This window comes from Streptomyces sp. SID3343 (assembly GCF_009865215.1).
Classification (GTDB): Bacteria; Actinomycetota; Actinomycetes; order Streptomycetales; family Streptomycetaceae; genus Embleya.
This window is the reverse complement of record NZ_WWJX01000336.1, coordinates 1-25,965: the sequence shown is the minus strand read 5'-3', so window position 1 is coordinate 25,965 and position 25,965 is coordinate 1. Positions and strand designations below refer to the sequence as shown.

General features: G+C 70.1%; 22 protein-coding genes. 13 read left to right on the top strand and 9 right to left on the bottom strand.

Annotated elements, in window-relative coordinates; genetic code table 11:
* Positions 1-46: 46 nt before the first annotated feature.
* On the bottom strand, positions 47-1,324 hold the full coding sequence (gene kynU / locus GT354_RS11155) for a kynureninase (RefSeq protein WP_161356123.1): 1,278 nt from the start codon (positions 1,322-1,324) through the stop codon (positions 47-49).
* Positions 1,325-1,843: 519 nt separating this feature from the next.
* Here kynU and GT354_RS11150 point away from each other — a divergent pair.
* The 5 genes from GT354_RS11150 to GT354_RS11135 all read left to right on the top strand — a co-directional run bounded on the left by GT354_RS11150 (position 1,844) and on the right by GT354_RS11135 (position 4,987).
* A complete protein-coding gene (locus GT354_RS11150; RefSeq protein WP_161356122.1) occupies positions 1,844-2,296 on the top strand; it encodes an Lrp/AsnC family transcriptional regulator in 453 nt (150 codons plus the stop codon).
* 11 nt (positions 2,297-2,307) lie between these two features.
* A complete protein-coding gene (locus GT354_RS52535) occupies positions 2,308-2,475 on the top strand; it encodes a DUF4177 domain-containing protein (protein WP_202511752.1) in 168 nt (55 codons plus the stop codon).
* A complete protein-coding gene (locus GT354_RS11145) occupies positions 2,472-2,939 on the top strand; it encodes a RidA family protein (RefSeq protein WP_161356121.1) in 468 nt (155 codons plus the stop codon). The genes GT354_RS52535 and GT354_RS11145 overlap by 4 nt, the downstream gene beginning before the upstream one ends.
* 324 nt (positions 2,940-3,263) lie before the next feature.
* Positions 3,264-4,058, top strand: a complete 795-nt coding sequence (locus tag GT354_RS11140; RefSeq protein ID WP_161356153.1) for an NUDIX domain-containing protein — start codon at positions 3,264-3,266, stop codon at positions 4,056-4,058.
* Positions 4,059-4,162: 104 nt separating this feature from the next.
* Entirely contained in the window at positions 4,163-4,987 is an 825-nt protein-coding gene (locus GT354_RS11135) for an MBL fold metallo-hydrolase (RefSeq protein WP_161356120.1), read from the top strand.
* A gap of 109 nt (positions 4,988-5,096) precedes the next feature.
* On the opposite strand, the gene GT354_RS11130 is transcribed toward GT354_RS11135, so the two are convergent.
* Complete coding sequence (locus GT354_RS11130) at positions 5,097-5,771, bottom strand: Crp/Fnr family transcriptional regulator (RefSeq protein ID WP_020554920.1); 675 nt, start codon at positions 5,769-5,771, stop codon at positions 5,097-5,099.
* Between the two features lie 216 nt (positions 5,772-5,987).
* Between GT354_RS11130 and nth the strand changes: the two genes are divergently transcribed.
* The 4 genes from nth (at position 5,988) to GT354_RS11110 (ending at position 9,703) form a co-directional block, all read left to right on the top strand.
* Positions 5,988-6,884, top strand: a complete 897-nt coding sequence (gene nth, locus GT354_RS11125) for an endonuclease III (protein WP_346011974.1) — start codon at positions 5,988-5,990, stop codon at positions 6,882-6,884.
* Positions 6,881-7,615: a CoA pyrophosphatase gene (locus GT354_RS11120; protein WP_161356119.1), complete on the top strand. Its 735-nt coding sequence runs from the start codon at positions 6,881-6,883 to the stop codon at positions 7,613-7,615. Before nth ends, GT354_RS11120 begins: the two co-directional genes overlap by 4 nt.
* Before the next feature lie 139 nt (positions 7,616-7,754).
* Positions 7,755-8,939, top strand: a complete 1,185-nt coding sequence (locus tag GT354_RS11115) for a MarP family serine protease (RefSeq protein WP_161356118.1) — start codon at positions 7,755-7,757, stop codon at positions 8,937-8,939.
* A 77-nt stretch (positions 8,940-9,016) separates the two neighbouring features.
* A complete protein-coding gene (locus tag GT354_RS11110; RefSeq protein WP_161356117.1) occupies positions 9,017-9,703 on the top strand; it encodes a metal-dependent hydrolase in 687 nt (228 codons plus the stop codon).
* A gap of 473 nt (positions 9,704-10,176) precedes the next feature.
* On the opposite strand, the gene GT354_RS11105 is transcribed toward GT354_RS11110, so the two are convergent.
* The 5 genes from GT354_RS11105 to GT354_RS11085 all read right to left on the bottom strand — a co-directional run bounded on the left by GT354_RS11105 (position 10,177) and on the right by GT354_RS11085 (position 15,917).
* Positions 10,177-11,097: an alpha/beta hydrolase gene (locus GT354_RS11105; protein ID WP_161356116.1), complete on the bottom strand. Its 921-nt coding sequence runs from the start codon at positions 11,095-11,097 to the stop codon at positions 10,177-10,179.
* 174 nt (positions 11,098-11,271) lie between these two features.
* Positions 11,272-11,691: a phage holin family protein gene (locus GT354_RS11100; RefSeq protein WP_161356115.1), complete on the bottom strand. Its 420-nt coding sequence runs from the start codon at positions 11,689-11,691 to the stop codon at positions 11,272-11,274.
* A 117-nt stretch (positions 11,692-11,808) separates the two neighbouring features.
* Positions 11,809-13,080, bottom strand: a complete 1,272-nt coding sequence (gene nhaA, locus GT354_RS11095; protein WP_202511761.1) for a Na+/H+ antiporter NhaA — start codon at positions 13,078-13,080, stop codon at positions 11,809-11,811.
* Positions 13,081-13,378: 298 nt separating this feature from the next.
* On the bottom strand, positions 13,379-14,722 hold the full coding sequence (locus GT354_RS11090; protein WP_202511750.1) for a hypothetical protein: 1,344 nt from the start codon (positions 14,720-14,722) through the stop codon (positions 13,379-13,381).
* Between the two features lie 208 nt (positions 14,723-14,930).
* Complete coding sequence (locus GT354_RS11085) at positions 14,931-15,917, bottom strand: sulfite exporter TauE/SafE family protein (RefSeq protein ID WP_161356113.1); 987 nt, start codon at positions 15,915-15,917, stop codon at positions 14,931-14,933.
* A 262-nt stretch (positions 15,918-16,179) separates the two neighbouring features.
* Between GT354_RS11085 and GT354_RS11080 the strand changes: the two genes are divergently transcribed.
* Entirely contained in the window at positions 16,180-18,522 is a 2,343-nt protein-coding gene (locus tag GT354_RS11080; RefSeq protein WP_161356112.1) for a SulP family inorganic anion transporter, read from the top strand.
* A 149-nt stretch (positions 18,523-18,671) separates the two neighbouring features.
* Complete coding sequence (gene acs, locus GT354_RS11075; protein WP_161356111.1) at positions 18,672-20,660, top strand: acetate--CoA ligase; 1,989 nt, start codon at positions 18,672-18,674, stop codon at positions 20,658-20,660.
* Positions 20,661-20,834: 174 nt separating this feature from the next.
* On the opposite strand, the gene GT354_RS11070 is transcribed toward acs, so the two are convergent.
* Entirely contained in the window at positions 20,835-21,815 is a 981-nt protein-coding gene (locus GT354_RS11070; protein ID WP_161356110.1) for an ATP-binding protein, read from the bottom strand.
* A 159-nt stretch (positions 21,816-21,974) separates the two neighbouring features.
* Between GT354_RS11070 and GT354_RS11065 the strand changes: the two genes are divergently transcribed.
* Positions 21,975-22,781: a Fic family protein gene (locus tag GT354_RS11065; RefSeq protein ID WP_161356109.1), complete on the top strand. Its 807-nt coding sequence runs from the start codon at positions 21,975-21,977 to the stop codon at positions 22,779-22,781.
* A 426-nt stretch (positions 22,782-23,207) separates the two neighbouring features.
* Here GT354_RS11065 and GT354_RS11060 read toward each other — a convergent pair whose 3' ends face one another.
* A complete protein-coding gene (locus GT354_RS11060) occupies positions 23,208-24,014 on the bottom strand; it encodes an HAD-IB family hydrolase (protein WP_161356108.1) in 807 nt (268 codons plus the stop codon).
* 865 nt (positions 24,015-24,879) lie between these two features.
* Between GT354_RS11060 and ssd the strand changes: the two genes are divergently transcribed.
* Positions 24,880-25,932 carry a septum site-determining protein Ssd gene (gene ssd, locus GT354_RS11055; RefSeq protein WP_161356107.1) on the top strand — a complete coding sequence of 351 codons (1,053 nt, stop codon included), beginning with the start codon at positions 24,880-24,882 and terminating at the stop codon, positions 25,930-25,932.
* Positions 25,933-25,965: the final 33 nt, after the last annotated feature.

Sequence of the window (25,965 nt, the reverse complement as noted above, 5' to 3'; positions counted from 1 at the left end):
CCCGGTCCCCGTGGGGTCGGAGGTGATCCCCCACTGGTGACCCGAGTCACGTCACCGTCGCCCGAACGGCGTAACGCGCGTCCTCGTACGCCTTCGTCTCCAGGATGTCCCCGAGGAGTCGCGCCGCTTCCACGACGTCGGCGTATCCGATGTAGAGCGGATTGAAGCCGAACCGCAGCACGTCGGGCGGTCGGACGTCGCCGATCACGCCGCGGTCGATCAGTGCCGCCATCACCGCGTGCGGGTCGAGGTGGCGAACCGCGACCTGACTGCCGCGCCGCGCGTGCTCGGCCGGGGTGAGCGTCTCCAGGCCGAGCGCGTGCACACACTCGATGAACAGGTCGGTCAACGCGAGGCCCTTGGCCCGCACGGCCCGCATGTCCACGCCCTCGTACGCGCCCAGCGCGGCCTCCAGCGCGAGCATCGACAGCAGCGGCGGCGTGCCGATCCGGGCCCGCTCGATGCCGGGGGCGGGGGTGTACCCCGCCTCCATGCCGAACGGGTTCGCGTGTCCGTGCCAGCCGGTCAGGGCCGGTGCGAAGTCCGCGAGATGGCGCTCGGCGACGTAGACGAACGCCGGCGCGCCCGGACCGCCGGACAGGTACTTGTAGCCGCAGCCCACCGCCAGGTCGACGGCGTTGGCGTCGAGGTCGACGGGGAACGCGCCCGCGGAGTGGCACAGGTCCCACATCGCCAGCGCGCCCGCGTCGTGCGCCGCGGCGGTGAGGCCGCGCATGTCCCGCAGTTCGCCGCTGCGGTAGTCGACGTGGTTGTACGCGATCACCGCGACCGCGTCGCCCTCGGCGCGCAACACGCCGGCGACGTCGGCCACCGGTACCCGGCGAACCTCGGCGCCGAGCAGGTTCGCGACCGAGTCGGCCAGATACAGGTCGGTCGGGAAGCTGTCGGGGTCGGCCAGGACCACGGTGCGCCCCGGCCGCATCCGCAACGCGCTCGTGATCGCGTTGAAGATCTGGACCGACGTGGAGTCGCCGCAGACCACCTGGCCGGGGGCGGCGCCGACGATGGCGCCGATCGAGTCGCCGATCCGGGCCGGGGCCTCCCACCAGCCGTTGGCGTTCCACGAGCGGATCAGGTCGGTGCCCCACTGCCGGTGCACGGCGTCGTTCAGGGCCTCGGGTACGGCTGCGGGCAGCGCGCCGAGCGAGTTGCCGTCGAGGTAGATCACCCCGGTCGGCAGCAGGAACCGTTCGCGCACGTGCGCCAACGGATCGGCCGCGTCGAGTTCCGCGGCTCGGGTTCGAAAGGACGAGAGGTGAGCCGACGAACCGTCGGCGACGACGTTCAGCAAGGAATCGGACATGCCCCACCAGCTTTCGATGATTCGGCCTTCGATGGTTCGACCAAGGTGCGCATGGTCCACAATTCGGGAAAAACGCGCACGCGTACGGTCTGCCCAACCAAGATGCTCCGGCCGAGCCGCCTGCGCCCGGCCGGTTTCCCAGCGCTCGAAGTGTGGCCGCAAGATGTCGCTCGCGCCACCGTGTCCGGCGCTCGCAGATGTCCGTTCGGACCGCGCCGAGCTCCACGATGTCGCGCTTGCCGGTTGTGTACGCGTGCGCCCATGCGCGCCATCGCGAAGCACCTCCGGTTCGTGCGCGGCGATGCGGCGCGCTGACGTGCGTGCCGGAATACGGGGCGGCGCTCGGCCTTCGGGCCTCGGTTCACCCCGAAGGGCCCGAGGGTCCCGGCGTGGAATGACCATATGAAATCGTGCGACCGTTCGGTTGGGAATGGCCGTCGAACACTCCTGGGATCGTTTGGAATTACGATCGCAACGTGTCGGGGGGCACGACCTCACAACCGTGAACAAGGGACCGACATGGACGCGATCGACCGCGGATTGCTCGCGGAGCTACAACGCGACGCCCGGACCTCGCTCAACGAACTGTCCCGGCGGATCAACCTCTCCGCGCCCGCGGTCGCCACCCGGGTGCGCCGGCTGGAGCGAGCCGGCGTCATCACCGGCTATCACGCGCACGTCGACCCGGCGGCGGCCGGGCGCGCGGTGGTCGCGCTCGTGCGGATGAGTTGCTACGGCCCGAGCTGCCTGCTGCGCCGCGACGCGGACACCGTGCGCGAGTGGCCCGAGGTATTGCAGGTGCACCGGGTCACCGGCGACGCCTGCTGCCTGTTGATGGTCGCGGTGGCGACGATGCAGGACTTCCAGGCGTTGATCGACCGGCTCGCCGACCACGGCAAACCGTCCAGCACGATGGTGCTCTCCAGCCCGGTGGCGTGGCGCCCCGTCGAACCACCGGACGTCTGCGTCTAAAGTCTCCACACATGACGAAGTGGGAATACGTGACCGTCCCCCTGTTGGTTCACGCGACCAAGCAGATCCTGGACAACTGGGGCGACGACGGCTGGGAGCTCGTGCAGGTCGTACCCGGCCCGAACCCGGAGAGCCTGGTGGCCTACATGAAGCGCGCGAAGCAGGTGGCGGCGCAGTGACCGAAGTACACCCCGAACAGCGCCTCACCGAGCTGGGCCTGACCCTGCCCGGCCTGGTGCCGCCGGTCGCCGCCTATGTGCCGGCGATCCGCACCGGCAACTACATCCACACCTCGGGCCAACTCCCGATGATCGACGGCAAGCTGCCCGCGACCGGCAAGGTCGGCGCCGAGGTCACCGCCGAGGAGGCCAAGCAGCTCGCCCGCCAGTGCGCGCTCAACGCGCTCGCGGCGGTCAAGTCCGAACTCGGCGACCTGTCCCTGGTCCGCCGGGTGGTCAAGGTCGTCGGCTTCGTGGCCAGCGCACCGGACTTCACCGGCCAGCCCGGCGTGATCAACGGCGCGAGCGAACTGCTCGGCGAGGTCTTCGGCGAGGCCGGTCGGCACGCCCGCAGCGCGGTCGGCGTGGCGGTGCTGCCGCTGGACGCCCCCGTCGAGGTGGAGATCCTCGTCGAGGTCGTCTGACCGATTCCCTCCGCCGGCGCGACGATGAACCGGCGCGACGGTGTACCCGCGCGGCTGCGAGCCGGCGCACCTGCGTGACAGCGCACCTGCGAGCCGGCGCAGGCGAGAACACGCGAGAGACAGCACGGACGATCGAACCCGACCCGTTGTGGGTCGGGTTCGATCGCTTGTGGGCCGGGGATGGAACTTGACACGGTCAGGCGTACGATCCGGCCCATGGCGCAATCGGAGAGCACGCAGCCGGGGAGCACCCGTACCAGCCCGCCGTCGGACAACGCGGCGGCCGGCCTGCCGAAGTCCTGGGTGACGCGAGCCCGCGCGATCATGGCCGGCGAGGCCGAGCCCAACCCCCCTCGCCGGGCGGCGACCGTGGTGCTCCTGCGCGAGCGTCCGAACGGGCCGCAGGCATACCTCCTCCGCCGGCACACCACGATGAAGTTCGCGGCGGGCATGTACGCCTTCCCGGGCGGTGGTGTGGACCCGCGCGACGCGGACCACTCGGTGGCCTGGGCCGGCCCGGAGCCCGCCGCCTGGGCGAAGCGATTCGGCACCAGCGCCTCGGACGCCCGCGCGATCGTGTGCGCGGCCGTCCGCGAGACCTTCGAGGAGTCCGGGGTCCTGCTCGCGGGCCCCGACGCGGACACCGTCGTGTCCGACACCACCGGCGACGACTGGGAGGCCGACCGCGCGGCCCTGGTCGCGCGCGAGCAGACGCTCACCGAGTTCCTGGAGCGCCGCGACCTCGTACTGCGTTCCGACCTGCTCGGCGCGTGGGCGCGCTGGATCACTCCGGAGTTCGAGGACCGGCGCTACGACACCTGGTTCTTCGTCGCGGCCCTGCCGCGGGGTCAGCGCACGCGCGACGTGTCCGGCGAGGCGGACCGAGTGACCTGGGCCCGCCCCGTCGACGCCCTCGCGCAGCACAAGGCGCAGGAGATGGCGATGCTTCCGCCCACCATCGACACGCTGCGTCACCTGGCCGAACTGCCCGACGCGGCGGCGGCCCTCGCCGCCTCGACGAGTCGCGAGATCACCCCGATCATGGCCACCGGCCGGTTCGACGGCGACCGCCTCGTGCTCGAATGGCCGGGTATCCCCGATCCGTTCGGCCTCGGATGAGGAACCGGCCACAAACGGCGCAGGGGGACGGCACGGATGGGCGGCACACGTGAACAGCACGGGTGAACGGCTCCGGTGAACAGGATGGGTACAGGATGGCGACCATGAACGCACAGCCCCTGCCCGGCAACCCCCGCGCGAGCATCGGCGGGGCGGCGAGCGAACGGGTGACGTGTCTGCTCGCGCCCAATCCGAGCGCGATGTCGCTCGACGGCACCAACACCTGGATCGTGGCCGAACCCGGATCCGACACCGCGGTCGTGATCGACCCGGGCCCCGACGACGCGGGCCACCTGCGCGCGATCGTCGCCGCGGTCGAGGCCGACGGACGCCGGGTCGGGCGCATCCTGCTCACCCACGGGCACCCCGACCACTCCGCCGGCGTCGCCGGACTCAAGGCACTCACCGGCGCGATCGTGCACGCGGTCGATCCACAGTGGCGCTACGGCGGCGAGGACCTGACCGACGGTCACGTGATCGACGACGGCGGCCTGGACCTGCGCGTGCTGGCCACTCCCGGCCATTCGGGTGACTCGGTGTGCTTCGTGGTCGCCGAGGACCGGTTCCTGATCACCGGCGACACCGTGCTCGGCCGCGGCACGACGGTGGTCGCGCATCCCGACGGCAAGCTCGGCGACTACCTGGACTCGCTGCGCCGGCTGCGCGCGCTCGCCGAGACCGGCGAGATCGGCGCGGTGTTGCCCGCGCACGGCCCGATCCTGGACGACGCGGCGGGGGTGCTCGACTTCTACCTGGCCCACCGCGCGGCCAGGTTGGCCCAGGTGGAGGCTGCGGTGGCCGCAGGCATCACCACCGCGCCGGAGGTGGTCGCGCACGTCTACGCGAACGTGGACCGCTCCCTGTGGTGGGCCGCCGAGCTGTCGGTACGGGCCCAACTGGAGTATCTGGCCGAGCGCGCCGACACCTGAGCCCGCGGGCTCCTCGCCCGGTCGACGGTTCGGCCCGCCGACACCTCGGCCCGTACGCACTGTGGGCCCGCCGGAGAACCGGCGGGCCCACAGGTGCGTACGGAAACGGCTACCGCGAGCGGCGGGAGAGGCGTTCGACGTCCATCAGGACCACCGCGCGGGCCTCCAACCGCAGCCACCCTCGGCTGGCGAAGTCGGCCAGGGCCTTGTTGACCGTCTCCCGGGAGGCGCCGACCAGCTGAGCCAGCTCTTCCTGGGTCAGGTCGTGGGCGACGTGGATGCCCTCGTCGGCCGGCACGCCGAAGCGGCGGGACAGGTCGAGGAGCGCCTTGGCGACACGTCCGGGGACGTCGGAGAAGACCAGGTCGCCCAGGCTCTCGTTGGTCCGCCGCAGTCGACGGGCTATCGCGCGCAGCAGCGCCGCCGCGACCTTGGGCCGACCCGTGAGCCACGGCTGCAGGTCGGAGTGGCCCAGACCGAGCAGACGCACATCGGTCAGCGCGGTGGCGGTCGCCGTACGCGGTCCCGGGTCGAACAGCGAGAGCTCGCCGAACATCTCTCCCGGGCCGAGCACCGCGAGCATGTTCTCGCGACCGTCGTTGGAGCTGCGGTGCAGCTTGATCTTGCCCTCGATCACCACGTAAAGCCGGTCACCCGGGTCGCCTTCGTGGAAGAGCGAGTCGCCACGCTCGAGCGCGACCTCCGTCATGGAGGCCCGCAGCTCGGCGGCATCCTCATCTTCGAGCGCCGCGAACAGCGGAGCCCGCTGCAAAACGTCGTCCACGAGGTTCCTCCTAGGCCGGCCTGGTCGAAACCATGATGCCGGACGGTCAAACAGTGCGATCGGTCACAGTCTGACGCACGTGCCACTGCAATCATTACGCGGGGTGTCCTGAATCACGAACGGGCGGATCCCCAGTAACCGGACATGTCACACCAGTGATCATTCGTGCGCGGACTGCTCGACCGTACGCCCCGCCCGTCTGCGTACTCTGGCCGGGTGCCCAGCAACGTGACGGAGACCGCCCCGCGCAAGCCGCGGCGTACCGCGAAGGCGGCGAAAGAGGAGTCGCGCACCGCACTCGTGCGGCGCGCCCGGCGGATCAATCGCGAACTCGGCGAGATATATCCGGGCGCGCATTGTGAACTCGACTACGGCGACGCGTTCCAACTGCTCGTCGCGGTCGTCCTGTCCGCGCAGACCACCGACCGGCGGGTCAACACGGTGACGCCGGCGCTGTTCGCGCGCTACCCCGACGCCGCCGCGATGGTCGCGGCCCAGCCCGCCGAGTTGGAGTCGATCATCCAGCCGACCGGCTTCTTCCGGGCCAAGACCCGCTCGGTGGTCGGCCTCTCGCAGGCCCTCCTGGAGCGCTTCGACGGCGAGGTGCCCGGCAAGCTCGCCGACCTGGTCACCCTGCCCGGAGTGGGCCGCAAGACGGCCAACGTGGTCCTGGGCGAGGTGTTCGACGTCCCGGGCATCACCGTGGACACGCACTTCGGCCGGCTTGCCCGGCGCTTCGGCTGGACCACCGACGAGGACCCGATCAAGGTCGAGAAGGACGTCGCGGCGTTGTTCCCGCGCAAGGACTGGACGGTGCTCTCGCACCGGGTGATCTTCCACGGCCGCCGGGTCTGCCACTCCCGCAAGCCGGCCTGTGGGGCGTGTCCGATCGCGCCGTTGTGCCCGGCCTACGGCGAGGGCGAGACGGATCCGGTCAAGGCCAAGGCCCTGCTCAAGTACGAGATGGCCGGGCAGCCGGGCCAGCGGCTCAAGCCGCCGGCGCTGCCCGTGCTCGCCGTGGCGAAAGATACGACGAAGGGCCCGACCCGAAACGCGGCGAAAGACGTCCCGAGTGACCCGGGCGCGTCGAACAACGAGGAGGACGCCGGGTGACCCGAACCGGGACCGGAATCGAGATCTGGGCCGAAGCCGAACTGCCGGAGTGGCTGCGCCCGGTCGCGCGGGCCGCCGAGTCGATCAGCCCGGAGCAACTGAGCCGCTTCCTGCCGCCGGCCGAGGGTGGCCGACGGTCCGCGGTGCTGATGTTGTTCGGCGAGGGCCCCGACGGCCCCGATCTGCTGCTGCTCCAACGCGCCGCGACACTGCGCTCGCACGCCGGCCAACCCGCCTTCCCGGGTGGTTCGGTGGACCCGGGCGACGACGGCCCCGAGGGGACCGCGCTGCGCGAGGCGCAGGAGGAGGTCGGCCTGGACCCCAGCGGAGTACGGGTGTTCGGCCGACTGCCCGATCTGTACATCCCGATCAGCGACTTCGTCGTGACGCCCGTACTCGCGTGGTGGCAACACGAGAGCGAGGTCGCCCCCGGGGCGCCCGAAGAGGTCGCCCGAGTGCTGCGGGTGTCCATCGCCGATCTCGCCGATCCCGCCAACCGGGCCCGCCTGCGGCACCCCGGTGGTCACCTGGGACCCGCGTTCCTGGTGCACGACCTCGTGGTGTGGGGCTTCACCGCGGGGCTGATCGACCGCGTGCTGCACTACACGGGTTGGGAGCGTCCGTGGGACACCCGGCGCGAGGTCACGTTGTCGGAGACCGAGAGCAGGTTGGCCCGACGCGGCTTCGACCGCTATGAGGAGACCGCCTCCGAGCCGACCGTCGAGGACTGAGGGGCGGGCGGCGGCCGACCGTAGGAGACCGCCGCCGACCCCCGCGCCGTCGAGGTCTTCGGACACAGCCTTGTCATCGCCGTGCCACCGATCCGCACGGCTGCGGACAGCGCGGCCTCGCCCGTGAGAACGTGATCGCGTGAATGTCCTGGACCTGTTGCTGATCGCCGCCGCGGTCGCCTTCGCCATCTCCGGATACCGGCAGGGCTTCATCGTCGGCGTGTTGTCGTTCCTGGGCTTCATCGGTGGCGGCGTGCTGGGCATGTGGCTCGTTCCGTCGCTGCTCGACCGCTTCGACCCGGGTCTGGGCCCCTCGATCGCGGCGATCTGTGTCGTGCTCGTGCTCGCGACGGCGTTTCAGGCGCTGACCACCGCGGCGGGCAACCGGCTGCGCAAGTACGTCACTTGGCGGCCGGCCCGGCTGGTGGACGCGGCGGGCGGTTCGATCGTGAGCGTGTGCGCGCTGCTGATCGTGGTGTGGCTGATCGGCTCGTCGGTGGCGGGCGCGTCGATGCCCACCGTCTCGCGCGAGGTGCGCTCGTCCCAGGTGCTCGGGGGCGTGCAGAAGGTGTTGCCGCAGGGTGCGGACACGTGGTTCTCGTCGTTCGGGAACCTGCTCGACCGCAACGGCTTCCCGCAGGTCTTCAGCCCGTTCGTCCGCGAGGACATCCCCCAGGTCCCGCCGCCGGATCCGCGGCTGCTGTCGATGCCGGCGGTGCAGGAGACCAGGAACAGCATCGTCAAGATCGTCGGCACCGCGAAGAGCTGCGGCAAGGTCATCGAGGGTTCGGGCTTCGTGTACGCCCCGCAGCGGGTGATGACCAACGCCCATGTGGTCGGCGGGGTCAGGAAGCCCACCGTGCAGATCGGCGGCGAGGGCCGCGAGTATCAGGCCGAGGTCGTGCTCTACGACTGGAAGCGCGACATCGCGGTGCTCAAGGTGCCCGGGCTCAAGGCGACTCCGTTGCAGTTCGAGCCGAAGGTGAACAGCGGCGCGGACGCGATCGTGGTCGGCTTCCCGGAAAACGGCGGCTTCCACGTCGAGGCCGCGCGGGTGCGGGCGCGGATCCAGGCCGGCGGTCCGGACATCTACAAGCGCGGCACGGTCAGCCGTGACGTCTACTCGCTGTTCGCGAAGGTGCGCCAGGGCAACTCCGGCGGACCGCTGATCTCGCCCGACGGCAAGGTCGCGGGCGTCATCTTCGCCAAGTCGCTCGACGACGACTCCACGGGCTACGCGCTCACCGTCGAGGAGGTACGCGCGGACGCCGACGCGGGCGCCGCGAGCGACAAGGCGGTGGACACGCAGAGCTGCGCCATGTGACGCATGATCACCACCCCCCGGGGCAGACGTCCGAACGTCCGAACGGGTGGGTCGTTGCGGCAGGGCGGGGTGGGGCAATGCTCGGGCATTCGCACGCGGTGAGTGGGGCGCTGGCCTTCGCGGCGGCGGGGCCCACGCTGCCGCAGCAGTTGTGGCACAACCACCTGTCGGCCTCCGAGATCGTGATCGGCACGTTCCTGACGGCGGGCGCGGCGCTGTTGCCCGACCTCGACCACCACAACGGCACGATCGCCAACTTCCTGGGTCCCGTGTCGAAGGCGGTGTGCGGGTTCGTCGCGAAGGTCTCCGGCGGGCACCGACACGCGACGCATTCGATCGCCTTCGTGGTCCTGGCCGGGCTGCTGACCTTCGCGGGGGTGCAGCGGTTGGGGCGGCCCTTCACGCTCTCGGTGGTCTTCCTGCTGCTCGCGCTCGCGCTGCGGGCGCTGAACATCTGTCCGCCGGGCAAGGGGCTCGCGTCGTGGATCACCATCGTCGCGCTCGCGGGCGGCGGTACCGCGGTGGTCGACCACTGGATGCCGTCGGCACCCGACTGGCTACCGATGGTGATCGTCCTGGGCTGCGTCGCACACCTGCTCGGCGACTTCCTGACCAAGCAGGGGATACCGCTGCTGTGGCCATTGGGCACCCGCTTCGAGGTCGCTCTCGTCAGCCGGACCGGAAACCGCGTCGAGACGCTGGTCCTGGTGCCCGTGATGATGATCGCCACGATCGCCCTTTTGTGGTTCACGACCTTTGCGTGAAACGCGACATCCGAGAAACCGAAAAAGGACGATCAGGCGACAATCACGAATTCGACGACCGGTGTGTCATCGCGGGAAGCGCAGCCGCAACGTCAACCAGCGTGCTCGTCGACGCAGTATCCCCACCAATCCGGGAAAATGATCCCCCCGGTCGGCAACCGCGCCGACGGGCGCCCCTCGCCTGTGTTCGAACGCACGCGGGCCGGCCTCGAATCCGTGCGGGCCAGGGGTACCGATATCAACCATGAGGTTCTCTGCCGTCTCCGACCGGGTGTCCCCGGCCCCCGCCACCATGCTCGGAGCGTTGTACATCCGGCTCATAGGGGGGCGCCTACCCGGCACACCGACGGAGTAATCTCGCCGATTCGGCGGCTCGGAAATCAACGCCCGACCCCCCTGGGGCGATCTGTGCCGATGTGTCGGATATACCTGTCAAGATCGCACAACAAAGGGGCGAAACGACTGTCGGAACTTCAGCGTTCGGGTTCCGGGTCCTTCAACCAACCCAGAAGTTCCTCGGTGAACACCGCCGGTTGTTCCTCGTGTGGGAAGTGACCGACGCCCTCCAGGAGCCGCCAGCGATACGGCGCCTCCACGTAGCGTCCCGAGCCCGCGGCCGTGCGGGGCAGGATCACCGGGTCGAGCGCGCCGTGCAGGTGCAGGGTCGGCACCTCGACGGGCGCCTTCATCCGGATCGAGTACTGGATGCCGTCCGGGCGCGGGATCGAACGGATCAGCCACCGGTAGTGCTCGGCCGCGCAGTGAGCCGTGCCGGGCACCAGCATGGCCTGCCGATAGCGCCGGGTGGTCTCCTCGTCGGGCCACCCGGGAGCCGACCACGCGTGCAGCATGTCGCCGACGGTCGCGGCGCCGTCGCGGATCAGGGAGCGTTCGGGCACCCACGGCCGCTGGAAGCCGAAGACGTGCGAGCTGGCGGCCATCTGTCGACGATCCGTCAGCAGGGCGCTGCGCAGTTGGCGGGGGTGCGGCATGGACACCGCCACCAGGCGCCGGACGACCTTGGGCCGCAACACGGCGGCCGTCCACCCCAGATAGGCGCCCAGGTCGTGACCGACCACGATCGCGTCGGGCTCGCCGAGTGAGCGGATCACCCCGGTCACGTCGAGCGCGAGGGTGATCGGGTCGTAGCCGCGCGGGGTGCGGTCGCTGCCGCCGTAGCCGCGCAGATCCATCGCCACGGCGCGGTATCCGGCCCGGGCCAGGGCCTCCATCTGGTGGCGCCACGTCCACCAGAACTCCGGGAAGCCGTGCAGCAACAACACGACCGGCCCCTCGCCCAGTTCGGCGATGTGGAACCGCGCGCCGTTGGCGGCGATGTCGCGGTGCGTCCAGGGCCCGGCCACGTTGACCACGGTGCTCTCGGGAACCGTCATGCCGAGCAGGGTTGCACACTCCACAATCGCGCTTTCGGTGCCGTGGCCTTTTTGTCGATGTCGACGCCACCCGACACCGATGTCGATGTCACGTCGCGTCGATACCGATGTCCCGCCGCGCCGATCTCGTGCGGCGGCGCGGCGGTGGTTGGCGCCGCGGTCGACCGCGGTCGCTCAGCCGACGTTCTTCAGGGCCGTGACCGTGTCCTTGGTGGTGGCGATCGTCCGCGCCGGAGGACGCACCTGCTTGAAGGACTTGATGCCGTACGCGGCGAGACCGCCCGCGAGCAGCAGATAGAAACCGCCGACGATCAGGAAGCTCCAGGCGACACCCAAACCGAGCGCGTGAATGCCGTAGACGACGGCGAAGCTCAGAAAGATGAACGCGAACACCCCGACGAACGCCGCCGCGCCGAACGCGCCGCCGCCCTTGGCGACGTTGACGACACTGACCTTGACTTCGCTCTTGGCGAGCGCGATCTCGCTGCGCACCAACGTGGACATGTCGCGGCTGGCGGATGAGAACAGTTCGCCGATGGACCGCTGCGTGTCGACGGGCACGTCCTGGGCCGGGGACCTGTCGGTGCCTGCCATGGTCACTCCTCGTACCTGTGGGGGTGGGTAATCCGACCCCGATCATGCCCTGCGCCGGCGATCCGTATCCACCGGGGCGCGGCGTAACGCGTGTTTCGGATGGGAAAAAAGAAAAGATCAGCCGGGGCCGAGCTTCTCGTCCCGCAGTCGATCCGCGTCGACGCGGTACACGTCGGGGATGCCGTCGCCGTCGTCGTCGCGGTTCTCCTCGGCGCACAAACGCGCGTAGGTGTTGTTGCGTATCCGCAACACGACCGACGCGGTGGCGGCCGACAGCAGCGAACCCACCAGGACCGCCGCCTTGGCCTGTTCGGTGAGTCCGTGGTCGTCGGTGAAGGCCAATTCGCTGATCAGCAGCGACACGGTGAACCCGATACCGGCCAGCATCGACATGCCGAACACGTCGGACCACGCGAGGTCGTCGCTCAGTTGGGCCCGGGTGAAGCGGGCGATGAGATAGGTGCCGCCGAAGATGCCGACCACCTTGCCGGCGATCAGACCGATCATGATGCCGAGCGAGGGACGCTCGGTGAACACGTCGGCGAGCACCGACCCGGAGACCGCGACGCCGGCCGAGAACAGCGCGAAGATCGGCACCGCCAGGCCCGCGGAGATGGGCCGAACGAGGTGTTCGACGTGCTCGGCCGGCGATGTCTTCTCGTTCTCGTCCGGGACCACGCGCATCAGCAGGCCCATCGCGACGCCCGCGACGGTCGCGTGGATGCCGCTTTGATGTACGAGTGCCCAGGTCACCAACGCGAGTGGCAGGTAGAACCACCAGCCCCGCACCCGGAACCGCTGGAGCAGGTAGAAGACCACCAGGAGCGCGGCCGCCGCGGCCAGCGCGAGGAAGTCGACCTTGTCGGTGAAGAAGATCGCGATGATCAGGATCGCGCCGAGGTCGTCCACGACCGCGAGGGTGAGTAGAAACGAGCGCAGCGCGCTGGGCAGGTTGGTGCCGATCACCGCGAGGACGGCGAGCGCGAAGGCGATGTCGGTCGCGGTGGGGATCGCCCAGCCGTCGGGGGAGCCGCCGGTGGAGTTCACCGCGAAGTAGAACAGCGCGGGCGTGATCATGCCGCACGCCGCGGCGACCACGGGCAACGCGGCCTGGGCCGGGTTGCGCAGGTCGCCGACCACGAGTTCGCGCTTGAGTTCGATGCCGGCGACGAAGAAGAAGATCGCGAGCAGCCCGTCCGCGGCCCACGCACCGAGCGACAGGTGCAGGTGCAGCGACTCGGGGCCGATCCGGAAATCACGCAGATCGTTGTAGGCGTCGCTCCACGCGGTGTTCGCCCAGACGACCGCGACCACGGCCGCGATCAACAGCAGCGCGCCGCCCACGGTCTCGGTGCGCAGGGCGTCGGCGATGAAATTCCGCTCGGCCAGGCTGGACGGGCGCCGAAAGTATTTGTTGCGCGGTGCGGATTCGGCACCCACGAGACCTCCTGGTCGGCTGCGGTTCGCACGCGTATACCGCTGTGCGAAAACGACAAAACAGCGCCGACCAGACTTCCCGGCATGTCCTCTTGCGGAGGACCCACGATCCTTGGGGCAGCAAAAAACGCCCCGATCTCCTTCAGTGTATCGACACGACGCGTGACGACGAGGAAAGCCCCGGATCGGTGGGCAAAGAAATCCGCCCACCGATCCGGGGCCGCGACTCGATCGGGCCGCCCGCGTCGGATCAGCTCCGGCGGCGCGGCAGCACGGCCTGCGGCTCGGCGTTCAACGGCCGCCCGGCCGCAGGGGCGTTGGGAGCCTCCGCCGAAGCGATCACGACCTTGCTCCAGTCCGGGACGGCCTGGCCCACGCCCAGCGTCTGCAGCTTGGCGATCACCGCGGGGTCCTGGCCCTCCATCCAATCGGTCATCTGACGGAAGCTCACGCAGCGCACGTCGGGCTTTGTGCAGACCGATTTCACCGTGTCCCGCACGGCATTCATGTAAATGCCGCCGTTCCAGTCCTCGAAGTGGTTTCCGATGAACAGCGGGGCGCGGTTGGTCGTGTAGGCGCGTTCGAAACCGCCCATGTAGAACTCGTGGGCTTCCTTCTCCCAGTCGGCCTTCTTGGATTCGTCGTACTTCCCGTGGATCGCTTCCTGCTCGAACTTGATGTTGTAATCCATCGAGAGTTGCGACTTGGTGGGGCTACCGGGCCACGGCAGCGACTGGAGCGGGAAGTCCCAGATACCGGTTTCCTTACCGCGCCTGGGCCACACCTGCAAACCACCGGGAGAGCTCGCGTCATAGCGGAACCCCATCGTCTTGCCAGCTCGCATCAGGTTGGACTGGCCCTCCAGGCAGGGTGCCCGGCCGCCGATGAGTTCCTTGCCGGGCGTGTAATCGAAAGGCAGTGGCTGGAGATCGTTGAAACCGGTGTTGGTCTTCCAGTTCTGGACGAACTTGACGGCCTCGTCGGTCTCGGTCTTCCACTCCTCGGGGCTCCACTTGCCCACGCTCGTGGCGCTGTTGCAGAAGTGGCCGTTGAAGTGGGTGCCGACCTCGTTGCCCTTGAGCCAGACCTCGCGCATCATGATGATCGTGTTGCGGATGGTCTCATCGGACATGTAGGCGATGTCCGATGCGCCCGGCGAGTGCTTGGGTCCGGTATAGAGCGCCTTTTTGGCCTTCGGAAGCGTGTAGATGCCGCTCAGGAAGTACGTCATCTGGGCCTTGTTTTCCTCGGAAAGCTTGAGGAACTCCGAGACCAGCTTGTTTCCGTCCTCGGCCGCGCCGTCCCACGAGAACACGACGAACTGTGGCGGTTTCTCACCCGGCTTGAGTTTCTCCACCTTGGGCTGGTTCGGCTGCGGACCCGTGTCGCTGGTCGACCCGTCGCCGATGAGTTTCACCGGGCCTGTCGGTTTGTCCGGGTCCTTGCTCTTGCCCGGAGTGCTCGGAGTTCCGTTGCCGGGGTTTTTTGCAGAGGAGTTGCCGGAATCTTTCCCGTCCTTTGCGAAAACCACGAAACCGATGGCGGCCAGGACTGCGACAACGACGAGCACCGCAGCGCCGCGGACAGTTCGCACAGTTCACCTCTTCCCATGGACATGCGAGACCGGATGTATTCCCTGTCGATACATACGCACGCGGGCGGCACCCGGTTGCGTGCCTCCCCGGACGGCTTTCCCATCGGATCCGCCGAGGGATCGTCCGGGACGCGTGAGCGCGGACACATCACCGTAGAGGGCTCCGGGTGTCGCGGACGATCGGGCACCGGTACGAGGGAGCGATCGCTCAGGGGTCGGCGCGGAACTCCACCCGGCCGCCGTACATGCCCATCGAGCACGTCCACGTGATGGTGCCGACGTGTGGCGTGCCCAGGTCGATCCGCGTCTCGCCGCTCACGGGCAGTACGCGCTGCACGCCACGCGCGGGCAGGACGAAGCCGCGCGTGCACCCGCTCGTGTCGCGGGTGCGCAGGATCAACACCGTGGGCACGTCGGCGCGGGCCAGCGCGCGGGCCGGGTGATAGCCCTGGTCCCCGACCCGGACCAGGACGCGTTGCACTCCATCGGGTCCCGTCGACGCGGCCGAATGGTCGACGGCGCCCGTCGCGGCCGGGGTCCACCACCCGGCCAGTCGGAGCCCGGAGACCATCGTCCACGCGGCGATCGCGAGCACCAACACACCCACCACGACGGTGAGTCGCCCGCGCAGAACCCGCCCCGACGCGCCGACGAGCACGCCCAGCACCGCGAACAGCGGGATCGTGCCGATCACGAAGCCGGCCAGCACCGCCGCGCCGCCGAACGGGTCCCCGGCGGTGACCGCGACCAACTCCATGCCGAGCGTGACCCCGCACGGAACCAGCACGGTGGCCGCGCCGAGCAGGACCGGCCCACGCCCGGCGCCGCGGGCAAGACCGCGCGGGAGCAGGCGGCCGACCCCGGGCACACCCGTCATCGCGAGCCCGAACAGCGCCATCAGGGCGCCGGCGCCCAAGAGCAGGATCGCGCGGGCGCTCGGCGTGGGTTGGGCCGCGGCGCCGAGCAGACCGAGCAGCGCACCCAGCAGGGTGTGGGCGACGAGCTTGCCGCCCAGAAAGGCGGCCAGAGCTCGGGGAACCGGCTCGCGCGAGCGCGCCGTGCCGCAGTCGGCGGTCGGCTCACCACACGGGCCGACCGCGCCCGCGAGCAGACCGCCCTGCACGGCGGCGCAGGACGCGCCGCCCGCGACGAACCCCGCCCCCAGCCCGGTCGCGAACAGCGTGAGCACCTGCACGGCACCACCCCCACTCCGGGGAGGTTACGGGTCATCACACACAGTGCGGAAGATGTTGGATGTGAATATGCCGTATCACCCATGTGGGTGCATTTTTTACATTCCGAAGAGGATAGCCTTACCGTAACAAGACAAACACTTAGAGTGAACTTGGCCTATCCGGCCGATTACTCCAGGTCCGACCCCAGCGCGTGCCGCCACCCTCGCGGCAGCCATGCCCGCCATGACATGACTGACATGACTGACCCCGGAGGACACGGACATGCCCGTTGCCCCTGTCATCACGCCTGCCCCGCCCGCGGCGCCGTCTCGAACGGCTTCGCTGCGCGCGGACCTCGGCTCCTCGTTCGTGGTTTTCCTGGTCGCCGTGCCGTTGTCGCTCGGCATCGCGCTCGCGGCCGGCGCGCCGCTGAGCGCGGGCATCATCTCCGCCGTCGTCGGCGGCATCGTGGTCGGCCTGCTCGGCGGCGCCCCGCTCCAGGTCAGCGGCCCCACCGCCGGCCTCACGGTGATCGTCGCCGGGCTCGTGCAGACCTACGGCTGGCGGGTCACGTGCTTCGTCACGGTCTGCTCCGGCCTGCTTCAGATCCTGCTCGGTGTGGCCAAGGTCGCGCGCGCCACGCTCGCGCTGTCGCCGGCCATCGTGCACGGCGTGGTCGCCGGCATCGGCGTGGTGATCGCGTTCGCCCAACTGCACGTGGTGCTCGGCGGCGCGCCACAGCGGTCGGCCTGGGAGAACGCGCGCGAACTGCCCAGTCAGGTCGGCGATCTGCGGGCCCCGGCGGTCGCGGTGGGTGTGATCACCGTCGTACTCGTGCTGGTGTGGCCCGTGGTCGGTCGGCTGCCCGGCCGGTTCGCGGCGCTGCGCAAGGTGCCCGCGGCGTTGGTCGCGGTGACGTCGGCCACCGTGACGGCGAGCGTGCTGCAACTGGACGCGCCCCGCGTCGACCTGTCCTCGGTGACGTTCGTGACTCCTGTGCTGCCATCCGGCGGCGCGTGGCTCGCGATGCTCGTCGGCGTCGTCAGCGTGGCTCTGGTCTCGGGCATGGAGTCGCTGCTCTCGGCCACCGCGGCGGATCGGCTGCACCACGGGCCCCCTGCCAGGCTCGACCGCGAACTGATCGGGCAGGGTGTGGGCAACGTGGTCTCCGGGGCGATCGGCGGCTATCCCGTCACCGGTGTCGCGATCCGCTCGCTCACCAACGTCCGCGCGGGTGCGGCCACTCGGGCCTCGACGATCCTGCACGGTGTGTGGGTGATGTTGTTCGTGGGCCTGCTCGCCTCCTTCGTCGAGCGCATCCCGCTCGCGGTGCTCGCCGCGCTCGTGATGGTCGTGGGGTTGCAGATGGTCAGCCTCGCGCACATCCGACACGTACACCGCCACCGCGAGTTCGCCGCCTACGCCGCGACGATCGCGGGCGTGATCCTGGCGGGTGTGCTGGAGGGCGTGCTGGTCGGCGTCGTGGTCGCCCTCGGCACCGCCCTGTATCGGCTCAGCCGCAGCACGGTGCGGGTGTACCCGGGTGCCGGCGTGCTGCACGTGGAGGTGCACGGGTCGCTCACGTTCTTGTCGGTGCCGCGGCTCTCGCGTGTGCTCGGCAAACTGCCGCCCGGTGAGCACATCGTGGTCGACATGACCGTGGACTATCTCGACCAGGCCGCGTTCGAGGCCGTGCACTCGTGGCGCGCCGGCTACGTCGCGCGCGGTGGGCGGGTGGACATCGAGGAGATCCACGACGGGTGCTACGAGCGGGCCGCCGGTGGCATGCCGGGACCGCGGCGGTCCCGGCTCACGCCGTCGCCGCGCTGGTTCGCGCCGTGGTGGCACTGGCAGCGCGAGTGTCCGCGCGAGGACGACACCGCGTCGCAGGCCATGGTCGCCGGCGACCGCGAGTTCCGCAGGCGCACCGCGCCACTGGTCCAACCGTTCCTGGCACGGCTCGCGCTCGAAGGGCAAAGGCCCGCGCAGTTGTTCATCACGTGCGCCGACTCGCGGGTGGTGCCCAACCTGATCACCGCGAGCGGCCCCGGCGACCTGTTCACCGTCCGCAACGTCGGCAACCTCGTACCGCGCGGCGGGGCCCGACCCGCCGACTCGATCACCGACGACGCGTCGGTGGGCGCCGGGATCGAGTACGCGGTATCCGTCCTCGGTGTGCGCGGCATCACGGTGTGCGGGCACTCGGGCTGCGGCGCGATGAGCGCACTGCTCGACAAGGCGGCCCGGGCCGACGGCGCCGCTGTCCACGGCGGCACGCCACACCTCGATCGCTGGTTGCGCCACGGCGACGCGTCGCTCGCGCGCTTCACGACCGGTCCCGTCCCGACGCTGACGGGTCATCAGGTCTCATCCGCCGAGCAACTGTGCCTGACCAACGTGGTCCAGCAACTCGACAACCTGCTCGACCACGCGGTGGTCGCGCACGCGGTCGCCGCGGGGCGGCTGCGGTTGTTCGGGCTGTACTTCGATCTCGCGTCCGCTCGGATGTACCTGTACGACGCGGTGCGCGGCGACTTCGGACCGGTGGACGCCGAACGGGCCGAATCGGGGGCTCCCGCGCCGGGCGCCGAAGATCACACTTTTCCGGCCCTCAACGCGGGGTAGGTCCCCATACGATCGCGCGGTCGGCCATGATGTGCTCGATTCGCACAAGTGGTCTAAACCATTCCCCGTCCTCCTCTTGCCGGCTCGGTCCGGTCCCTGATGAGCTACGGCGGAAGACAACACCGCAGCGGCAGCACGGAGGAGAACGCGTGAGCAACGCAGACCGGAACACCGGGGGTCAGGCCGGCGAGGCACTGTCGAACCTGCTGCGCGAGGAGCGAAGCTTCGCACCCCCGCCGGCGCTCGCTGCCGACGCCAACGTCAAGGCCGACGCGTACGAGCACGCGTCGGCCGACCGGCTCGGCTTCTGGGCCGAGCAGGCCCGACGACTGTCGTGGGTGCGGGAGCCGCAGGAGACGCTGGACTGGTCGACCCCGCCGTTCGCGAAGTGGTTCGCCGACGGCACGCTGAACGTGGCCTACAACTGCGTCGACCGGCACGTCGACGCGGGCAACGGCGACCGGGTGGCGATCCACTTCGAGGGTGAGCCCGGCGACACCCGCACGTTGACCTACGCCGACCTCAAGCGGGAGGTCTCCAAGGCGGCCAACGCGCTGACCGCGCTCGGCGTCGAAGCGGGCGACCGGGTCGCGATCTACCTGCCGATGATCCCCGAAGCGGTGATCTCGATGCTCGCGTGCGCGCGTATCGGCGCACCGCACTCGGTGGTGTTCGGCGGCTTCTCCGCGGACGCGGTGTCCTCACGTGTGGTGGACAACGACGCGCGGGTGATCATCACCGCCGACGGCGGCTACCGGCGCGGCAAGCCGTCGGCGCTCAAGCCCGCGATCGACGAGGCGGTGACGTCGTGCCCGGACGTGCGCAACGTGCTCGTGGTGCGGCGCACCGGCCAGGACGTCGCGTGGACCGAGGGTCGCGACCTGTGGTGGCACGAGTTCGTCGACGCGCAGTCCGACGAGCACGAGCCGCAGGCGTTCGACGCCGAGCACCCGCTGTTCATCCTGTACACGTCGGGCACCACGGGTAAGCCCAAGGGCATCCTGCACACGTCCGGCGGCTACCTGACCCAGGCGAGCTACACCCACAACGCGGTGTTCGACCTCAAGCCCGAGACCGACGTGTACTGGTGCACGGCCGACATCGGCTGGGTCACCGGGCACTCCTACATCACCTACGGTCCGCTCTCCAACGGCGCGACGCAGGTCATGTACGAGGGCACGCCCGACTCGCCGCACCAGGGCCGTTGGTGGGAGATCGTGCAGAAGTACGGGGTCACCATCCTGTACACCGCGCCCACCGCGATCCGGACCTGCATGAAGTGGGGCGACGACATCCCGGCGGGCTTCGACCTGTCCTCGCTGCGCGTCCTGGGCAGCGTCGGCGAGCCGATCAACCCCGAGGCGTGGATCTGGTACCGCGAGAACATCGGCGGCGGCACGTGTCCGATCGTCGACACGTGGTGGCAGACCGAGACCGGCGCGATCATGATCAGCCCGCTGCCGGGCGTGACGTCGACCAAGCCGGGCTCCGCCCAACGTGCGCTGCCGGGCATCTCGGCGAAGGTCGTCGACGACACCGCGACCGAGGTGCCCGACGGTGGCGGCGGCTACCTGGTGCTCGACGAGCCGTGGCCGTCGATGCTGCGCGGGATCTGGGGCGACGAGCAGCGGTTCAAGGACACCTACTGGTCGCGCTTCGAGGGCCTGTACTTCGCCGGTGACGGCGCGAAGAAGGACGAGGACGGCGACATCTGGCTGCTCGGCCGGGTCGACGACGTGATGCTCGTGTCGGGCCACAACATCTCGACCACCGAGGTCGAGTCGGCGCTCGTGTCGCACCCGAAGGTCGCCGAGTCGGCCGTGGTGGGGGCGACCGACGCCACCACCGGTCAGGCCATCGTGGCATTCGTGATCCTGCGCGGCTCGGCCGGCGCGTCCTCCGACGCGTTGGTCGCCGAACTGCGCGACCACGTCGGCAAGGTGCTCGGCCCGATCGCCAAGCCCAAGCGGATCCAGGTCGTCACCGAGCTGCCGAAGACGCGCTCGGGCAAGATCATGCGCCGGTTGCTGCGCGACATGGCCGAGGGGCGCACCCTGGGCGACGTCACGACGCTGACCGACTCGTCGGTGATGGACCAGATCTCGTCGGAGCAGAAGTCGGCGGGCTCGCAGGACTGAGCCGCGCCGGGCGTGGGTGAAGGGCGGTCCGTCCCGGGTGGGCGGGCCGCCCTTCGGCGTGCTCGGGGTCGAGGTCGGTCGGGCGCTTGGTCGGGCGCCGCGGCCGGGCCTTGGGGTCGGGCGCCGGGCCCGGGCTCAGGGTCAGGCGGCTCGGTCGGGTGTTCGGGGCGGGGCTCAGACCGACGCGGAGATCGCGTGCGGGCCCAGGACGAAGGCGGAGTCGACCTGCTCGGTGAGATCGCGGCCGGCCTTGGCGTTGGCCCAGCTGTGCGCGTTCTTGATGTGGAACTCGACCATCTGCGCGGTGTATCGCTCCCAGTCGCGGCGCTCGTAGGTCGCGTCGGCGGCCCGCACGAGTTCGTCGAGCGCGGCCCGGTTGGTCGGCTCCAGCGACTCGAAGGCGGGGGAGCGGCCCTTCTCCAGGGCCCGCACGAACTCGGACTGCCCGGTCCACGTCAGCAGGTCGTCGCCGACGTGCTCGCGCAGGAACTCGACGTCGTCGGGACCCTGGACCTTGTTGCCCACGACGGCGAGCGAGACGCCCCAGTCGCGCGCGTAGTCGCGGTACTGCCGGTAGACGCCGACGCCACGACGAGTGGGCTCGGCGACCAGGAACGTCATGTCGAAACGGGTGAACAGGCCGGACGCGAACGAGTCGGAACCGGCGGTCATGTCGACCACGAGGTATTCGCCGGCGCCGTCGACGAGGTGGTTCAGGTACATCTCCACGGCGCCGACCTTGGAGTGGTAGCACGCCACGCCCAGGTCGGACTCCTCGAACGGCCCGGTCGCCATCAGGCGCAGGCCGGGCAGGCCCGGGACCTCGCGGGCGCACGCCGTGTGGATCGGGTTGTCGTCGCCGAGTCGGACCAGGCGCGAACCGCGCCCGGGCGGCGTGGTCTTGACCATCTCGGCGGCGGACCCGATGCGGGGGTTGTCGCCGCGCAACCAGTCCTTGATCGCCGGGAGTTGCCCGCCCATGGCCGGTAGTGCGGCGGCCCGGTCCTCGTCCAGGCCCAGGGCCGCGCCGAGGTGCTGGTTGATGTCGGCGTCCACCGCGACCACGGGGCGGCCGGTGGTCGCGAGGTGGCGGATGAACAGCGAGGACAGGGTGGTCTTGCCGCTGCCTCCCTTGCCGACGAAGGCGATCTTCACGGGCGGTCCCCTCTTGACGGGTTTGACAATCGTTTTCGATACGATCATCCGTCGCTCACCGTGCGCGCGTCAAGTCGCACAGTAATCACGCACGCGCTTCGGTGGGCTGCGACAAGGTCGGGGCGGTGCCCGGATCGGGGTCGGCGTAGGGTCGGCCGGGTGAGTACCGCTACCGATCCCCTTGCCGTGCTGGCCGCTCTTCCCGGTGTGCGGGAGTCCGTCGAGGACACCCGCAAGGCCGTCGACAAGCTGCTCGGCCACCGCACGATGCGCCGGCGAAGCGAGGACGTCAGTGCCGAGTCCGCGCTGCGTGGGGCCCGCGCGAGCGCGGCGCTCGAAGGCGCCGACTGGTCGTTGGAGGAGATCCGCAGGCGCACCGACTACTCGTCCTCGGTCGAGGACGGCGGCGCGGTGGTCGCGGGCGCGTTGCGACTGTCCGCCGAGATCGGTCCGCTGACGGGTACGTGGGCGCACAGCCCGTTGCAGGTGCTCGCCCGCCTGCACGTGGTGGCCGCGGCCGACTCGGTGCCCGCCGAGGCGCTCGGCCGACCGCGTCGCGACGGCGAGTTGCCCGGGGACCTTCCGTCGGCCGACGAGGTCGCGGCCCGACTCGACGGCTTGGCCCGGTTGTTGACCGCCCCCTCGACCGCGCCCGCGCTCGTGGTGGCCGCGGTGACGCACGCGGAGATCCTGGCCGTCCGGCCGTTCGGGTGGGGCAACGGGTTGATCGCCCGTGCCGCCCAGCGGATGGTCCTGATCGGCCGCGGCCTGGACCCCAAGGGCGCGGCCGTGCCCGAGGTGGGTCACCTGGAACTCGGGCGCGAGGCGTACGACGAGGCGCTGCGCGCGTACACGAGCGGTACCGCCGACGGGGTCGCGCGGTGGATCGTGCACTGTTCGGAGGCGACCACGCTGGGCGCGCGCGAGAGCGTCGCGGTCTGCGAGGCGGTCATGCGCGGGATCTGACATCCGCGCATGTGTGGGCTCGTGAATCCGTGGACCCTCGAACCTTTCGGACCTTCGGACACGAGACGGCGGCGCCCGTGGGGACGCCGCCGTTTTGTCACTCCCATCGGGGTACCAAGGCGTGCACCGATATGACGGTCGGCCCGAGCATGCGCGTCCACGGGGGGACGAACATCCCCGGTGCTCCGACGCGTTCGACCCCTACGAGGGTCGGTCGCACGTGGGTTCCCGGCGGTCGTGCTCGGTCCCGATGGGCCGTCCGCCGAAGCGAGGGCCGTACGGGCCGTTGATCCCTTTTCTAGTGGCTTGCCACGGCCGGCGGAACCCCTGTCCCAAGATCTTTACTTTTCGCCTATGTCGGCTTTTGCGGCCGACGGCCGGCGTGGCTCGTCGTACGGACGACCCCGGCGCGCGCCCCGTCGCACGTCAGCGGTGCTTCCTGGCGAGGTACCAGACGAAGCCGGCAGCGGTGACCCCCGCGCCGATCGCGGTCGCCGCGAGGACCGGGCGCGAGGGCACCGACAGCGACGGCACCCGCTGTCGCAAGGCGACCGGGCGGCTGAACACGAGGACGGGCCAGCCCCGACCGGTGGCCTCGCGGCGCAACCCGCGATCGGGGTTGACCGCGTAGGGATGGCCGACCTCCAGGAGCATCGGCAAGTCGGTGATCGAGTCGCTGTACGCGTAGCACGCGGTCAGGTCGTAGCCCTCGGTACGGGCCAACTCCTTGACCGCCGCGGCCTTGTTGGGCCCGTACGCGTAGAAGTCGATGTCGCCGGAGTAGCGACCGTCCTCGACCACCATGCGGGTCGCGACCACCTTGTCCGCGCCGAGCATGTCGCCGATCGGTTCGACCACCTCCGCGCCCGACGAGCTGACGATCACGACGTCGCGGCCGGCCGCGTGGTGTTCCTCGATCAGCGACGCGGCCTCGTCGTAGATGATCGGGTCGATCATGTCGTGCAGGGTTTCCGCGACGATCTCGCGCACCTGTTGCACGTCCCAGCCTCGGCACAGTGCCGAGAGGTATTCGCGCATACGCTCCATCTGATCGTGGTCCGCCCCGCCGACGAGGAACACGAACTGTGCGTAGGCGCTCTTGAGCACGGAGCGGCGATTGATGAGTCCGCCGTGGTAGAAGGATCTGCTGAACGCCAGCGCACTGGACCTGGCGATGATGGTCTTGTCGAGGTCGAAGAAGGCTGCGGTCCGCTTCGGCGCCTGGGTTTCCACAGTTCACGAGGATAAGGGCAGCCATTCGGCGTAAACCCCACGCCGTGGGTTTGCTAGAGAACCCTCTCGGGTACATCCTGGAAGTCACGGATCGTTCGCGACCGTGCTAACCCGGTCCGACTCCTCCCCCCCCGAGTCGGCCGCGGAGACGACCCCCGCTCTCCCCCCCGGCGGGGGTCGTCGCTTGTCCCGGGGCTTTTTTTGTACCCATGTGCGGGCGCGCGTCGGTCTTTGTCCGGCTAACCGCCGCGGCGATCGTTTCCCGTGATGTTCTCCGGGAGCGGCCTGATTTCGACCTTCATGGCCATGTTTTCACGCCGGGCTTCGACTCCGGTGAGGCCGTTCCGGCAACTGCCGTGTCGTTCTCTCGCCCCTCGTGCGATGGAATCCGAAAGCCGCGCGCCCGGCCTGAACGGGCAATCCAAGAATGTCGCGGTATCGCTTTTTCCACTTTTCGCGCGCGGAGGTCGTGAAGAAGACGCGGCAACTCTTCGGATCGCGCGGGCTCGGGACGGGAACTACGCGCGTACATGCGGTGATCCGGGGTCGGGATCGCCGGCCGGGTATGGGTACCCACTTTCAAAACACCGCGTACGCAGGCGTGAATCGGTCGAATCATGCCGGCGAATCGGACACAAACCTTCCTGTCGTCCCTCGCACGAGTGAATCCCCCATCCACAACCACCACCTTGTCCACAGGCATGAACCACCCGCTCGGCCGAGTCCGCGACGACCGCGACGGTGGGGTCAGTTTTCGGAGGACCGGCGTCGACCGACCTCCCCGACCCCTGGAGGTTCCGTGCCGGCGCTCTCGCCACCCTCGCCGTCCTCACCACCGTCGCCACGACCGGGTCGCCCGCTGTTGGTGACCGGCGATCCCGTCCTGCTCGACGAACTTCTGCGGCTGTGCGCGGTGGCCGGGATCGAACCGGAGGTACAGCCCGACGCGGGCGCGTCGCGGGCCGCGTGGTCGAAGGCGGCCCTGGTGATCGTCGGCGACGACGTGACCGCGGGACTGGCTCGGTGCGCGATACCGCGCCGGCCCGATGTGGTCCTGGTGGGCGACGACCTGGACGACGGCGACGTGTGGCGGCGGGCGGTGGAGGCGGGCGCCGATCACGTGGTCTTCCTGCCCGACGCCCAGGACTGGATCGTGGACCGGCTCGGCGACGTGGCCGAGGGCACCGGGCCCGACGCACACACGATCGCGGTGGTCGGGGGCTGCGGCGGAAGCGGTGCGAGCACGTTGGCGTGTGCGCTCGCGATGACCGCCGTGCGCAAAGGGTTCGCCACCGCGCTCGTGGACGTCGACCCGCTCGGCGGGGGCTTGGATGTGTTGCTCGGCGGCGAGGACGAGCGCGGGCTGCGCTGGGCCGACCTGGCCGGGGCGCGCGGCCGGATCGACGGTGGTGCGCTGTCCGACGCGCTGCCGCACCTGCACGGGCTGACCGTGCTGTCGTGGGATCGCGAACCACCGGCCCGGATCCCTCCGGAGACGATGCGCTCGGTGGTGCGGGCGGTGCGCCGACGACACGGCCTGGCCGTCCTGGACGTGCCTCGACACACCGATCCGGTCGGCGAGGAGGCGCTGCGCCAATGCGACACGGGGCTGCTCGTGGTGCCGGCGGAAGTGCGGGCGCTCGCGGCCGCCACTCAGGCCGTGGAGCGGATCCGGCCGTTGCTTCGGGACGTGCGGGTGGTGGTGCGGCAGCCGAGTCCCTCGGGGCTGGGCTCCGAGGCCGTCGCGCGGGGCCTGGGGCTGCCGCTGGCGGGGGAGTTGCGGCCCGAGGCGGGACTCGCGGCGGCCGGCGAGCGGGGCGATCCGCCGGGGCAGCGCACGCGCGGTCCGCTGGCTCGTTTCTGCCGCGAGTACCTCGCGGGCAACCCGGCCGGGATGCGCCGAAAGGAGGCGGCGTGAGCACCGGGGAGGCGTCGTCGGTGCCGTCGGTGC

What these genes read in the sequence shown, in the direction of transcription:
- kynU (WP_161356123.1), bottom strand. Translation starts at nt 1,324, where the DNA reads ATGTCCGATTCCTTGCTGAACGTCGTCGCCGACGGTTCGTCGGCTCAC.
- GT354_RS11150 (WP_161356122.1), top strand. Translation starts at nt 1,844, where the DNA reads ATGGACGCGATCGACCGCGGATTGCTCGCGGAGCTACAACGCGACGCC.
- GT354_RS52535 (WP_202511752.1), top strand. Translation starts at nt 2,308, where the DNA reads ATGACGAAGTGGGAATACGTGACCGTCCCCCTGTTGGTTCACGCGACC.
- GT354_RS11140 (WP_161356153.1), top strand. Translation starts at nt 3,264, where the DNA reads ATGGCCGGCGAGGCCGAGCCCAACCCCCCTCGCCGGGCGGCGACCGTG.
- GT354_RS11135 (WP_161356120.1), top strand. Translation starts at nt 4,163, where the DNA reads ATGAACGCACAGCCCCTGCCCGGCAACCCCCGCGCGAGCATCGGCGGG.
- GT354_RS11110 (WP_161356117.1), top strand. Translation starts at nt 9,017, where the DNA reads ATGCTCGGGCATTCGCACGCGGTGAGTGGGGCGCTGGCCTTCGCGGCG.
- GT354_RS11105 (WP_161356116.1), bottom strand. Translation starts at nt 11,097, where the DNA reads ATGACGGTTCCCGAGAGCACCGTGGTCAACGTGGCCGGGCCCTGGACG.
- GT354_RS11100 (WP_161356115.1), bottom strand. Translation starts at nt 11,691, where the DNA reads ATGGCAGGCACCGACAGGTCCCCGGCCCAGGACGTGCCCGTCGACACG.
- GT354_RS11080 (WP_161356112.1), top strand. Translation starts at nt 16,180, where the DNA reads ATGCCCGTTGCCCCTGTCATCACGCCTGCCCCGCCCGCGGCGCCGTCT.